14 protein-coding genes are annotated in these 12,689 nt (G+C 71.8%); 8 read left to right on the forward strand and 6 right to left on the reverse strand.

Going from position 1 to position 12,689, the window contains the following annotated elements:
* Positions 1–109 precede the first annotated feature (109 nt).
* Positions 110–418, forward strand: a complete 309-nt coding sequence (locus ACAZ03_RS02625; RefSeq protein ID WP_373355799.1) for a hypothetical protein — start codon at positions 110–112, stop codon at positions 416–418.
* Between the two features lie 134 nt (positions 419–552).
* On the opposite strand, the gene ACAZ03_RS02630 is transcribed toward ACAZ03_RS02625, so the two are convergent.
* A complete protein-coding gene (locus ACAZ03_RS02630) occupies positions 553–753 on the reverse strand; it encodes a DUF1127 domain-containing protein (protein ID WP_373355800.1) in 201 nt (66 codons plus the stop codon).
* Positions 754–1,067: 314 nt separating this feature from the next.
* On the opposite strand from ACAZ03_RS02630, the gene ruvC reads away from it, so the two are divergent.
* Genes ruvC through ruvB form a run of 3 tightly spaced genes read left to right on the forward strand, consistent with a single transcriptional unit; the run spans position 1,068 to position 3,253 of the window.
* On the forward strand, positions 1,068–1,574 hold the full coding sequence (gene ruvC / locus ACAZ03_RS02635; RefSeq protein ID WP_373355801.1) for a crossover junction endodeoxyribonuclease RuvC: 507 nt from the start codon (positions 1,068–1,070) through the stop codon (positions 1,572–1,574).
* The gene (gene ruvA, locus ACAZ03_RS02640; protein WP_373355802.1) at positions 1,571–2,227 is read left to right on the forward strand and encodes a Holliday junction branch migration protein RuvA; all 657 of its coding nucleotides are present in this window, start codon (positions 1,571–1,573) and stop codon (positions 2,225–2,227) included. The genes ruvC and ruvA overlap by 4 nt, the downstream gene beginning before the upstream one ends.
* 3 nt (positions 2,228–2,230) lie before the next feature.
* The gene (gene ruvB / locus ACAZ03_RS02645) at positions 2,231–3,253 is read left to right on the forward strand and encodes a Holliday junction branch migration DNA helicase RuvB (protein WP_373355803.1); all 1,023 of its coding nucleotides are present in this window, start codon (positions 2,231–2,233) and stop codon (positions 3,251–3,253) included.
* A gap of 73 nt (positions 3,254–3,326) precedes the next feature.
* Here ruvB and ACAZ03_RS02650 read toward each other — a convergent pair whose 3' ends face one another.
* Positions 3,327–3,815 carry a gluconokinase gene (locus ACAZ03_RS02650; RefSeq protein WP_373355804.1) on the reverse strand — a complete coding sequence of 163 codons (489 nt, stop codon included), beginning with the start codon at positions 3,813–3,815 and terminating at the stop codon, positions 3,327–3,329.
* 11 nt (positions 3,816–3,826) lie between these two features.
* Positions 3,827–4,576 (reverse strand): glucose 1-dehydrogenase, encoded by a 750-nt coding sequence (locus tag ACAZ03_RS02655; protein WP_373355805.1) that lies wholly within the window; start codon positions 4,574–4,576, stop codon positions 3,827–3,829.
* 120 nt (positions 4,577–4,696) lie between these two features.
* Between ACAZ03_RS02655 and gndA the strand changes: the two genes are divergently transcribed.
* On the forward strand, positions 4,697–6,136 hold the full coding sequence (gndA, locus tag ACAZ03_RS02660) for an NADP-dependent phosphogluconate dehydrogenase (RefSeq protein ID WP_373355806.1): 1,440 nt from the start codon (positions 4,697–4,699) through the stop codon (positions 6,134–6,136).
* A 347-nt stretch (positions 6,137–6,483) separates the two neighbouring features.
* Here the strand turns inward: gndA and ACAZ03_RS02665 are convergent, their stop codons facing one another.
* The 3 genes from ACAZ03_RS02665 to ACAZ03_RS02675 all read right to left on the reverse strand — a co-directional run bounded on the left by ACAZ03_RS02665 (position 6,484) and on the right by ACAZ03_RS02675 (position 9,608).
* The gene (locus tag ACAZ03_RS02665) at positions 6,484–7,473 is read right to left on the reverse strand and encodes a lytic transglycosylase domain-containing protein (protein WP_373355807.1); all 990 of its coding nucleotides are present in this window, start codon (positions 7,471–7,473) and stop codon (positions 6,484–6,486) included.
* A 119-nt stretch (positions 7,474–7,592) separates the two neighbouring features.
* The gene (locus tag ACAZ03_RS02670; protein WP_373355809.1) at positions 7,593–8,615 is read right to left on the reverse strand and encodes a Hint domain-containing protein; all 1,023 of its coding nucleotides are present in this window, start codon (positions 8,613–8,615) and stop codon (positions 7,593–7,595) included.
* A 120-nt stretch (positions 8,616–8,735) separates the two neighbouring features.
* A complete protein-coding gene (locus tag ACAZ03_RS02675) occupies positions 8,736–9,608 on the reverse strand; it encodes a DUF2219 domain-containing protein (RefSeq protein ID WP_373355810.1) in 873 nt (290 codons plus the stop codon).
* Positions 9,609–9,709: 101 nt separating this feature from the next.
* Here ACAZ03_RS02675 and ACAZ03_RS02680 point away from each other — a divergent pair, with 101 nt between their 5' ends.
* From ACAZ03_RS02680 to ACAZ03_RS02690, 3 genes are all read left to right on the forward strand, one after another.
* A complete protein-coding gene (locus tag ACAZ03_RS02680) occupies positions 9,710–10,261 on the forward strand; it encodes a thioredoxin family protein (protein ID WP_373355811.1) in 552 nt (183 codons plus the stop codon).
* 179 nt (positions 10,262–10,440) lie between these two features.
* Complete coding sequence (locus ACAZ03_RS02685; RefSeq protein ID WP_373355812.1) at positions 10,441–12,189, forward strand: FAD-dependent oxidoreductase; 1,749 nt, start codon at positions 10,441–10,443, stop codon at positions 12,187–12,189.
* Complete coding sequence (locus ACAZ03_RS02690; RefSeq protein ID WP_373355813.1) at positions 12,189–12,599, forward strand: PPC domain-containing DNA-binding protein; 411 nt, start codon at positions 12,189–12,191, stop codon at positions 12,597–12,599. The genes ACAZ03_RS02685 and ACAZ03_RS02690 overlap by 1 nt, the downstream gene beginning before the upstream one ends.
* Positions 12,600–12,689: the final 90 nt, after the last annotated feature.

Here is a 12,689-nt window from a genome sequence, read left to right on the forward strand (position 1 = left end):
CCACGATCCGGCCACATTCCGGCAGCATATCCTTGCCCATTCGGGTGGGGGCCCGAAGACGGGAACTGCCGGGATGTCCACTGCGTCTTTCGAAGAATTCGATACACGTTTGAAGCGTATCACGCGGACCCATGCGCGGCTCGCCGGTGGCGCCAGACTGACGATGGACAGATCCGGCCTCGTGACCGCCCGCCCCAAGGTGCGGATGCCGGTCTTCCCGCTGCGGATCGTTCTGCACCTCGTGCTGGGCGCGCTGCTCCTCAAGGCGGCGCTCCTCGCCGCCATGGGCGCCGGCGCCTATGACGAGACGCTGCAGGCGCTGTCCTCGGGCTCCATGCCCGAGCGGGTCGGCGCCGTCATCATGACGGTTGATCCCGTGACCGAGATCCTCGCCGCCGGCATGGCGCGGATCTTCTGACAGGTTTTGTTGTCACCAGTGACGCAGGTTTCGCGTGACGAGTGCATGAGTTGACGAGTGAACGAGAAAGGGCCGCCCCTCGGGGCGGCCCCTATCGTTTCCGGCTCCCGTCGGGGCGCCGGATAGGCGGGTCGTCAGATCCGGCCGTGGCGGGCGATCGTGTCGATATCGCCGCGGCAGAGGCCGATGTCATCCAGCTCACGGGCGGTCAGACCGGACAGCGACTTGCGCGTCAGCCGCGCGTCGTTCCAGCCGGTGAGGGCGGAGACCAGCGAGGCCAGGGGAGCCCGGAAGAGCCCGCCCACGGGGGCGGTATTGGTGGTCGAAATGGCCATGTGCCCATCTCCTTTGGTTGTCTGCTTAAAAGCAGAGCGGTTTGAGAACATCCCGCAGTTAGGGAAATCGGCGCCCCGGCACCAGAGCAATTTTTGCATGGAACCCATGCAATGGCAGCATGACCGGATCACGCCATAACCCTTTGGAAATAAAACACAATTCCGTCACCATTTTTGCCGCTTCCGGCATGCGGAATGTCGCTTTCCGCCCTCCGATCACGTCGCAAACGGTGCGCGGGGCGGGAAGACCGCTTGGCGGGTGTTCGCGCTTTGTGCTAGCCAAGGTCAACAACCGGTAAAAAGGGCAGGCAGGAATGCGGGTATTGGGGCTCGACCCGGGGCTGAGGGCGCTCGGCTGGGGCGTGATCGAGGCCGAGGGCGGCTCGATTCGCCACGTCGCCAACGGCATCTGCCGCTCGGGCGAGGGCGCGCTCGCCGTGCGGCTCCTCGCGCTCTACCGGCAGCTCTCCTGCATCGTGGCGGAATACGCCCCCGACGCGGCGGCGGTGGAGGAGACCTTCGTCAACCGCGACGGTGCCGGCACGCTGAAGCTCGGGCAGGCGCGCGGCATCGCGTTGCTGGCGCCGGCCGAGGCCGGGCTCGAAGTAGGCGAATACGCTGCCACCGCCATCAAGAAGGCACTGGTCGGCACCGGGCGGGCCGAGAAGGCGCAGGTGGCGCATATGGTGCGGATGCACATGCCGGGCGTCGAATTCGCCGGCGCGGATGCCTCCGACGCGCTGGCCGTCGCCATCTGCCATGCCCATCACCTGCAATCCCGCGGCGCCCTCGCCGCCGCGCTCGCCAGGGCCGGCGCATGATCGGGCGGCTCGCCGGGGTGATCGTCCATCGCGGGGCGGATCACGTCGTGCTCGACGTGCGCGGCGTCGGCTATGTCGTCCATGTCTCCGACCGGGTGCTGGCGGCGCTGCCGGGCCCCGGCGAGGCGGCGACGCTCTGGACGGAGCTGCTGGTTCGCGAGGACCTGATGCAGCTCTTCGGCTTCCTCAGCCTCGCGGAGAAGGAATGGCACCGGCTCCTCACCTCCGTGCAGGGAGTGGGCGCCAAGGCCTCCACCGCGATCCTCGGCGCGCTGGGGGCGGAGGCGCTCGGCCGCGCCATCGCGCTCGGCGACTGGTCGGCGGTGGCGAAGGCCAAGGGCGTCGGCCCCAAGCTCGCGCAGCGCGTGGTGGCCGAGCTGAAGGACAAGGCGCCGGCGGCCATGGCGCTGGCCCATGCGCCCGCCGCGGCGCCGGTGCTGATCGAGGACGATGCGGCGCCGGCCGCCCCCGCGGCGGCCCCCCGGGTGGAGAGCGCCTCCGCCTCCGCCGAGGCGCTCTCGGCCCTTGGCAACCTCGGCTACGCCCCATCAGAGGCGGCGGCGGCCGTCGCCGAGGCGGCCGGCGAGGCGCCGGAGGCCGATACCGGCGCGCTGGTACGCGCCGCGCTCAAGCTGCTGGCTCCGGGGAGGTAGCGGATGGAGAACCCGCTTTCCCCCGAGGCCCAGCCCGAGGACGAGGACCGCGCCCTCCGCCCCGAGCGGCTCACCGATTTCATCGGCCAGGAGGAGGCACGGGCGAACCTCAAGGTCTTCATCGAAAGCGCCCGGCGGCGCGGCCAGGCGATGGACCACACGCTCTTTCACGGGCCGCCCGGCCTCGGGAAGACGACGCTGGCGCAGATCATCGCCCGGGAGCTCGGGGTGGGCTTCCGCATGACCTCAGGCCCCGTGCTGGCGCGGGCGGGGGATCTGGCGGCGATCCTGACCAACCTCGAGCCGAGGGACGTGCTCTTCATCGACGAGATCCACCGGATGAGCCCGGCGGTCGAGGAGGTGCTCTACCCGGCGCTCGAGGATTTCGCGCTCGACCTCATCATCGGCGAGGGGCCGGCGGCGCGCACCGTGCGCATCGACCTGCCGCCCTTCACGCTGGTGGGGGCCACGACGCGGCTGGGGCTGCTCACGACGCCGCTCCGCGACCGCTTCGGCATCCCGACGCGGCTGGTCTTCTACACGGCCCGCGAGCTCCACGACATCGTCACCCGCGCCGCCCGGCTGATGGGCACCCCGGCGGACGAGGGCGGCGCGGAGGAGATCGCCTCCCGCGCCCGCGGCACGCCGCGCATCGCCGGGCGGCTTCTCCGCCGGGTCGCGGATTTCGCGGTGGTCGAGGGCGACGGGACGATCACCCGCGCGCTGGCCGACCGGGCGCTGACGCGTCTGGGGGTGGACGGGCTCGGCCTCGACGGGGCCGACCGGCGCTACCTGCGGCTGATCGCCGAGAGCTACGGCGGCGGGCCGGTCGGGGTCGAGACCCTCTCCGCCGCGCTGTCGGAAAGCCGCGACGCGATCGAGGAAGTGATCGAGCCCTATCTCCTGCAGCTCGGCCTGATCCAGCGGACGCCGCGCGGCCGGGCGTTGGCGGCGGCGGCCTGGCGGCATCTGGGGCTGGAGGCACCGGGGCAGGGAGAGCCGGGGCAGGGGGCTCTGGGGCTCTGAGGGGCCGGCCCCTAAAGCTCTCTCGGAAAGATGAAAGGGTATCTGCGATATCCGGGCGGCTCTCCCCGGGGGCCTAGCCCACCTGCCGCAGGGCCTCCGCCAGGATCGCATCCGGGGGCGCCGAGATGTCGAGGCGGATCGCCTCCTCCGGCCCCGGGGGCTCGAGCGTGGCAACCTGGCTTTGCAGGAGCGCCGTCGGCATGAAATGCCCCTGCCGTGCCGCCATGCGGGCGGCGATGAGGTCGACCGGCCCGTCCATCCAGAGAAAGGTCAGCGGCCCCGCCCCCGCCCGCAGCCTGTCGCGATAGGCGCGGCGGAGCGCCGAGCAGGCGGCCACCGCCGGGCCCTCCCCCGGAGCCGCCAGAGCCTCCGCCACGAGGTCGAGCCAGGGCCAGCGGTCGGCATCCGTCAGCGGCTGGCCGGAGGCCATCTTCGCCCGGTTCGCCTCGGGGTGGAGCGCATCGCCCTCGATGAAGCGCCCACCCAGCCGCGCCGCCAGCGCCGCGCCGAGCGAGGACTTGCCGCAGCCCGAGACGCCCATCACGACGATCCGTTCCGCCATCCGCCCCGCCATCAGACCGAGGCCGTCAGCCCGCCGTCGACATAGAGCGTCACGCCGTTCACGTAAGACGCCGCGTCGGAGGCGAGGAAGACGCAGGCGCCGGCGAGCTCTGGCACCTGCCCCCAGCGGCCCTGCGGCACGCGCGCCTTGAGCCAGCTGTCGAAGGTCTCGTCCTCCAGGAGCGGGCGGTTGAGCTCGGTCTCGAAATAGCCCGGGGCGATGGCGTTGCAGTTGAGCCCGCGCCGCCCCCAATCCGTCGCCATGCCCTTGGTGAGGTTGGCGACGGCGCCCTTGGTGGCCGTGTAGGGCGCGATGGTCGGCCGGGCGAGCATGGCATTGACCGAGGCGATGTTGATGATCTTCCCCCGGCCCCGGCCCAGCATGTGCCGCGCGACAGCCTGGGCCGTGTGGAAGATGCCGCCGACATTGACCGCCATCAGCCGCTCGAAGGCCTCCGCCGGAAACTCCTCCAGCGGGGCGCGATGCTGGATGCCGGCGTTGTTTACGAGGATGTCGATCGGGCCGACCTCCGCCTCGAACCCGTCCACCGCCGCCTGCGCCGCCGCGCGGTCGGCCACGTCGAAGGGCAGGATGCGCGCGCCGGGGAGCTCCGCCGCCGCCGCTTCCAGCGCCGCCCGGTCGCGGCCGTTCAGCACCAGCTCGGCGCCCGCCGCCGCCAGCCCCTCTGCCAGCGCGCGGCCGATGCCGCGCGAGGCGCCGGTGACGAGCGCGCGGCGGCCGGTCAGATCGAACATGTCCATGTGGTCTCCCCCTTGCCGCCCGAAGAGGCCGCCCGATGCCGGCGCTGTCAAGCCGCTCTCAGGCCGCTGCCAGTTGCCACCCGGCCGCCGAAGGGTCATCTAGGGGCAAAAGGAGGCCCCATGGACCATAAAGCACAGATCGGCCTCGTCGGCCTCGGCACGATGGGCGCCGCCCTCAGCCTCAACATCGCCGAGAAGGGCTTCGACATCGCGGTGTGGAACCGCAAATCCGACCGGCCCCACCAGTTCCGCAAGGAGGCCGGCCCGCTGGCCGAGCGCATCATCCCCAGCAACACGCTGGAGGAGCTCGTCGCCAACATCGCCCGCCCCCGCGCCATCATCCTGATGATCCCCGCGGGCGACCCGGTGGACGAGATGATCTCCAGGCTCCGCCCCCTCCTGGAGGACGACGACCTCATCATCGACGCCGGCAATGCCAATTTCCACGACACCACACGGCGGATGGGCGGCCCCGGCGCCTTCCTCGGCATGGGCGTCTCCGGCGGCGAGGAGGGTGCGCGCCACGGGCCCGCCATCATGGGCGGCGGCCGGCGGGAGGATTGGGACCGTGTGGCCCCGATCCTCGAGGCCATCAGCGCCAAATACGAGGGCGAGCCCTGCGCCGCCTGGATGGGCGAGGCCGGGGCCGGGCATTTCGTCAAGACCGTGCACAACGGCATCGAATATGCCGACATGCAGATGATCGCCGAGACCTACGGCATCCTCCGCGACGGCCACGGGATGAGCGCGCCCGAGATCGCGCCGGTCTTCAAGGGCTGGAACGAGGGCGTGCTGCAGAGCTACCTGATCGAGATCTCGGGCAAGGTGGCGGCGGCGACCGATGGGGCGACGGGCCAGCCGCTTCTCGACATCATCGTCGATGCGGCGGGGCAGAAGGGCACCGGGCGCTGGACGGTGATCGAGGCGCAGCATCTCGCGGCGCCGGTGCCGGCCATCGAGGCGGCCGTCGTGGCGCGGAACCTCTCGGCGCGGATCGACGAGCGGGCGACGGGCGAGGCGCTCTTCGGCGCGGCGCCGAAGCCGCTCCCGGCCGAGGCGCTGCCGCCCGAGCTGCTGGAAGAGGCGCTGATCTGCGGCAAGATCATGTGCTACGCGCAGGGCTTCACGATGATCTCCGCCGCGGCGAAGGCCTTCGGCTGGACGCTCGACCTGCCCGCCATCGCGCGGGTCTGGCGCGAGGGCTGCATCATCCGCTCGGCCATGCTGAACGACATGGCCGAGGCGCTGGCGGAGGATCCCGAGCGGAACCTCATGTTCGCGCCGTTCTTCGCCGCGCATGTAACGCGGACGCAGCGCGCGCTCCGCGAGGTGGTCTCGGTCGCGACGGCCCACGGGCTGGCGGTGCCGGCCCTGTCGTCAGGGCTCGCCTATTTCGACCAGATGCGCACGGGCCGCGGCACGGCGAACATGATCCAGGGCCAGCGGGATTTCTTCGGCCTGCACGGCTTCGCGCGGATGGACGACGGCTCGACCGGCCAGCACGGGCCCTGGGCGGATGCGGCGGCGAACCCGGAGGATACCTCGGGCAAGCAGGGCTGAGGGCCGCCCGCGCACCGGGGGCCCACGATTTTCGCGCGACAATCGTGCAAGGAAATCGCGCGATTTCCGTAAGCGCAACGGGCGTGCTTTGCCCCCGCCCGGTACGCGCCGGCACGGCGCAGGGCGAGCGCCGGCCCGGCCCGCGGGCTGGCGCTCTGCTGGGGCTGGGCGCAGCCTGAGGGCGGGGAGGCTGGTTGCACCATAAAGCGCGCCGTTCAGGCGTCGGTGCGCCAAGCCACGGGCCGGCACTCACCCTGCGCGGCGATGTGGCGCCCTTGGGCGCGCCGGGCGGTGGGTTGGAAACCCACCCTACGCCTTGCGGGACAGGGGGTCCTCCTCCCCCGCCCTCACCCCCCGATGCGCTGCGAGAGGACCCCCACGGCCAGCGCGTAGAGATCGGCGTTGTTGTAGCGCTTGATGACGTCGAAGTTGCGGAAGACCAGATAGGCCGGGCCGTCGTCCGTCCGCAGGAGCCGCCCCTCCGGCAACGCGCCCAGCGCGCCGCCATTGGCGCGGCTCACGCCCGCCGCCTCCCAGGACGCGGCACTCCTTGTGCCCGAGAGGCCCGCAGGCGCCCGCACCTCCAGCAGAACCGGCTCGCCCGCGCGCCAGCCGCTCCGCGCCAGGTAATTGGCGGTCGAGGCCAGCGCGTCGGCCGGGTCGTCGCCCCAGATGTCGCGGCGGCCGTCGCCGGTGCCGTCAACGGCCAGCGACAGGTAGGAGGAGGGGATGAACTGCGTGTGCCCCATCGCCCCGGCCCAGGAGCCGAGCATCCGCTCGGGGCTCACCTCGCCGGCGGCGATGATCCGCAGCGCCGCGATCAGCTCGCCCTCGAAGAACCGCCCCCGGCGCCCGTCATGGGCCAGAGTGGCGAGGGCGGAGATCACCGGCACCGTGCCGCGCTTGGTGCCATAGGCGCTCTCGATGCCCCAGACGGCGGCGATGACCTCCGCCGGCACGCCGTATTGCCCCTCGAGCCGGGCGAGCGTCGCGCTTTCGCGGCGGAGCGCGGCGCGGCCGTTCGCGATCCTCTCGGGCGGCAGGACGAGGTCGAAATATTCCTGATAGGTCAGGCTGTGCTCGGCTTGGCTCCTGTCCTTCTCGATGACCCGGGGAATGTAGCCGGCACCGCCCATGGCGCGGGCGACAACGGGGGCGGGGATGCCGGCGGCAAGGGCCCTCGGCTCGAAGCCCGCCCGCCAGGCGTCGAAGCCGGCGTCGGGGACGGCGCGGTACTCCGAGGTGGCGGGCGGGGCGGCGCCGGTGCTTTGGGGCCGAGGGCCGCAGGCGCCGAGCGCCAGAAGGGCCGCCAGCGCGGCCGGAACCAGAATACGCATCAACTCGAAAACCTCCCCTGTTTGGGAGCGAGGTAGCGCGCCGGGGGAGAAGGCAAGAGCTGCCGCTGCGCGACCCCGGGGCAGCTTGGGGGCAGGCCGTCCGCCGGGCAAGACCCCGCTCAGGCGTGGGCGAGGATCGCCGCTTCGCTGGAGGTCAGGACGCGGCGGGCATAGGGGCCGTAATCCGCGGCATCGGGGAGCTGGACGTCGAAGGGCTCCAGATCCTCCGCCGCGGCGGCGGCGGGGTGGAAGCTCTCCGTCTCGACCCCATTGGCGAAGACGATCTCATGCGCGGGCAGGAGGAGGTGGATATAGGTCACCTCGCGGCGGGACCGGTCGCGCAGGATCAGCCGGTCGTCGATCAGATCGGCGGCAGCGACGAGCACCTCCTCTGCGCCGAAGAGGCTGCGGGCGCGGGCACCACGCAGCAGGATGCGGTGATCGGGCGAGACCGTCAGCCCCGGGTCGGGCACGCCCTTGCCGAGCGCATGGGGCCGGAGGCGCACGGGCGCCAGCCAGGGCATCGCCGCGATCCGCGCGCCGGTGATCCGGCGGGTGCCGAGCCAGAGGAGCGGCTGGCAGCCGTTGTCGCGGGTCTGGATGCGGGCGCCCTCGCGCAGGGTCTCGACCGGGCGGGGGCCGTCCTCCGTCGCGATCAGCGTGCCGGGCGTGAAGCAGACGACGCCGCCCGGCCGCGCAGCGGCGCCGGGCGCGAGGCGGATGGAGACGATCCAGAGCTCCCGCCGCCTCGGCGGCAGGGCGCCGGTGAACTGCAGGAGCGCCGGGCGGGACGGCCCGGCGGGCAGGATCACGGCGCGCCAGCGCTGGTGCCCGTCGGTGAGCTCGAGCGATTGCTCGGGGGCGGGGGGCGCGTCGGGCTCGATACCGGCAAGGGCCGCCTCATCCGCCTCCCGCCCGAGTGACCTTGCGGCGCGGCGGCGGAGCGCGCCTTCGCCCATCGCCTCGCCGAGCGGCAGGATATTCGCCGGCCCGTCGACACGGATCGCCTCGCCGTCCCATTCGAAGCCCTGCCCGCGGCGGAGGCTCGTGAGGTCGGGCGCCGGCGCGCCGTCGACCCGGACAAGGGCCCAGGAAAAGACGAAGATGCCGCCGTGCGCCCGGGCGCCGCGCTCTGAAACCATGTTGCTGCCTGCTCGATGGTGCCGGATTTTCCCGGCCTTTGCGGCATCCTAGCCGGTTTGGCGGTGCTCAGGCAACGCAGGCACAGATGCTCGCGCCCGGCCTGTGGCCGGCCTGCCCGCTCAGAACCGCCAGCCGAGGCTGAGGGAGCCGACGAGCTGGCCCTCCTCCTGCCCCTCGAAGACCTCCGAGAGCCAGGTCAGCCCGTAGAAGACCGCCGCCCCCCGCTCGCCCTGCCAGTGAAGCCCGGCGCGGGCGCGCCAGTGGGTGTCGAGCGGGGCCGGGCCGCCTGCGGGGAGGAAGGCGCTGTCGCCGGCGGCGGCAAGGTCGGCGCCCAGGGTCAGGCCGAGCCCCGGCGCCTCGCCATAGGCGGGCAGGAGCTGGCCCGTCACCTCGTCGCGCACCAGCATGGCGCCCGAGAGCGCCGGGCCGAGCACGATATCGCCGCCGATGCGGGCGAGCTCCTCCACCCCGGTCCGCGCGCCGAGGAAGGGGCGGAGCTCGGCGCGGCCAAAGCTCACGGGCCAGACGACCTCGCCGAGGGCGCCGATATGGCTCTGGTCGGGCAGCTCGGCGCCGGCGCCGCGCGGCGGATCGAAGCCGAACTCATCGTGAAAGCGCGTCTGGAAGCCGGCGAGCCCGGTCGAGGGGCCGATCCGCGTCGCCTCGATCCCGTAGGACAGCTCCACTGGCCCGGCCGCCTGATGCGAGATCACCGCGAAGGAGAGCGCCGTCGCATAGGGCCGCTCCACATTGCCCGTCCAGGGCATGAGGATCTGGCTCCGCGCCCGCCATTCGAGCAGCCGGAACGGCCGGTCCGGCAGCGCCTCGCCGAAGCCGGTGAGGGCCGAGATGGTCTGCGCGCCGCTCTGCCAGCGGTCATGGCCGTCGCCGATGTAATCGTTGGTGAAGGCATGGGCGATGCCGAGCGTCTGCCAGTCGTCCGCCCGGGCGGCGGGGGCGATCAGGACGGCAAGAAGGAGGAGCCAGCGCATGGCGCAGCACTCGCAGGCCTCTTCGCGCCGGTCAAGCCGCAAGCTTGCCCTCGGGGCCGGGGGGCCTAGCATGACCCCTCGCAACGACAGGAGATAGCGCCATGGCCGCCACCCCGCCCGCCCGCGATTTCGGCTGGATCGCCCCGTCCTTCACGCTTCCCGGCACCGACGGCAAGCTCCATGCGATGGAGGGGCTGGCGGGGCCGAAGGGGCTCGTCCTCATGTTCATCTGCAACCATTGCCCCTATGTGCTCGGCGTCCTCGATCGGCTGAAGAGCGAGGCCGAGGCGCTGCAGCAGATCGGCATCGGCGTGGCCGCGATCTGTGCCAACGATGCCGAGGCCTATCCGGCCGACAGTTTCGAGAAGATGGTGGAGATGGCGGAGCGGGAGCGCTTCCCCTTCCCCTATCTGCACGATGCCACGCAGGAGGTGGCGCGGGTCTATGGCGCCGCCTGCACGCCGGATTTCTTCGGCTTCAACGCGGGCCTGGAGCTCCAGTACCGCGGCCGGCTCGACAGCGCCGGCAAGGGGCCGGCGGGGCCGGAGACCCGGCGTGAGCTCTATGAGGCCATGGTGCAGGTCGCCGAGAGCGGCGAGGGGCCGGCCGAGCAGACCCCCTCGATGGGCTGCTCAATCAAGTGGAAGGCCTGAGCAGTGGCGCTGGGCGCCACTGACGCGCGCTGCGGAAGCCCCGTCGGTTCCGCTCTCTGCCCCGACGCCAAGCGCCGCCGCTGACGAATTTTCGCCGCGTCCCCCTTGCCCTCCCCCCCGTCCTCTGACGACATGGCTGCGCCGGAGGGGAGCCGGCGGGGCAAGCGGGAGGAGGACCCATGGCCGATATCGAAACAGACGTGCTCATCATCGGCACGGGCCCGGCGGGCTCGGCCACGGCGGCGCTGCTTTCGTCCTATGGCGTGGAGAACATGGTGGTGAACCGCTACCGCTGGCTCGCCAACACGCCCCGCGCCCATATCACCAACCAGCGCGCCATGGAGGTGCTGCGGGACCTCGGGCAGGAGGTCGAGCACGAGGCCTACCTGCAATGCACCGAGCAGGATCTGCTCGGCAACAATGTCTTCTGCGAGAGCCTGGCCGGCGAGGAACTGGGGCGCATGAAGAGCTGGGGCAACGCGCCGGAGAGCCGGGCGGAGCACCTGCTCTCCTCCCCCTGCCACATGAACGACCTGCCGCAGACCTATATGGAGCCGCTCCTCTTCAAGACCGCCTGCTCGCGCGGCACGCAGGCGCGGATGTCGACGGAATACCTGCGGCACGAGCAGGATGAGGGCGGCGTCACCACCACCTGCCTCGACCGGCTGACGGGCAAGGAATTCACGATCCGCTCGAAGTACCTCGTCGGCGCGGATGGCGGCAATTCCCGCGTGGCAGAGACCTGCGGCCTGCCCTTCGAGGGCGAGATGGGCGTCGACGGCTCGATGAACATCGTCTTCCGGGCGGACCTCTCCAAATATGTCGCCCACCGCCCGAGCGTCCTTTACTGGATCATGCAGCCCGGCGCCGATGTCGGCGGCATCGGCATGGGCGTCGTCCGCATGGTCCGGCCGTGGAACGAATGGCTGATCATCTGGGGTTACGACATCAACGAGCCGCCGCCGAAGGTCGACGAGGCCATGGCCACCAAGATCGCCCGCCAGCTCGTCGGCGACCCCGAGCTCGAGATCGAGCTCCTCTCCGCCAACACCTGGACGGTGAATGACCGCTACGCGACGAAGATGCGCGACGGGCGGGTCTTCATCATGGGCGACGCGGCGCACCGGCATCCGCCGTCGAACGGGCTCGGCTCCAACACCTCGATCCAGGACGGGTTCAACCTCGCGTGGAAGCTGGCGGCGGTGCTGAAGGGCCAGGCCGGCGAGGGGCTGCTGGAGAGCTACGATGCCGAGCGGGCGCCGATCGCCAAGCAGATCGTCACCCGCGCCAACCAGTCGCGCGGCGAGTTCGGGCCGATCTTCGAGGCGCTGGGCATGGGCGGCGAGGTCACGGCTGACGAGATGGCGGGCAACCTCGATGCGCTGGCGGCGCCGGATGCCGAGGCCAAGCGCGAGGCGCTCCGACGCGCCATCGCCTTCAAGAAATACGAGTTCGACGCGCATGGCGTCGAGATGAACCAGCGCTACCGCTCCTCCGCCATCGCCTCGGACGGCACGGAGGAGCCGCCCTTCGAGCGCGACCCCGAGCTCCATTACCAGCCGACCACCTGGCCCGGGGCACGTCTGCCGCATGTCTGGCTCTTCGATGCGGCCGGGGGCAAGCATTCCACGCTCGACCTCTGCGGCCACGGCACCTTCACGCTGCTGACCGGCCCCGGCGGCGAGGCCTGGGCGGAGGCGGCGGAGCAGGTGGCGGCCGATTTGGGCCTGCCGCTCAAGGCGCATGTCATCGGCCCGCGGCGCGACTACCTCGACCACAGCGGCGACTGGGCGCGGGCGCGGGAGGTGAGCGACGCCGGCTGCGTGCTCGTGCGCCCCGACCATCACGTCGCCTGGCGCTCCGCCGGCATGGCGGGCGATCCGGCGGCGGAGCTGACCAGCGCGCTCAAGAGCGTGCTGGCGCTCTGATGGAGTGGACGGGGGCGGAGACGCGGCTGATCGCGCTTCGCCTCTCGCCCGGCGAGGACCTCCGCGCCGGGATCGAGGCCGCCTTCGCCGCGAGCGGCGCCACGGCGGGCTTCCTCGCCGCCTGCGTCGGCAGCCTCGCGGAGGTTGCCATCCGGCCGGCGGGGGAGGACGCGCCTCTGACCCTCGCCGAGCCCCTCGAGATCGTCTCGCTCTCTGGCACGCTGTCACCTGACGGGGTGCATCTGCATATCGCCGTCGCCGGGGCGGACGGGCGGATGACCGGCGGGCATCTCCTGCCGGGAGCCCTTGTCCGCACCACGGCAGAGCTCGTGCTCGCGGTCACGGAGGCCGCGCTTTTCCGCCGCGCGACCGACCCCGCGACCGGCTGGAAGGAGCTGGACCTCGGCTGACGCTGCGCCGCGGCGCTTGACAGACGGCCCCTTATGCCCCACTTGCCCCATGAAGTGCTGCGCTCTTGCGCCGCCCTGCCGCGCCGATGT

It is taken from the genome of Pseudoroseicyclus sp. CXY001, from assembly GCF_041714655.1.
Taxonomy (GTDB): Bacteria; Pseudomonadota; Alphaproteobacteria; order Rhodobacterales; family Rhodobacteraceae; genus Pseudoroseicyclus_A.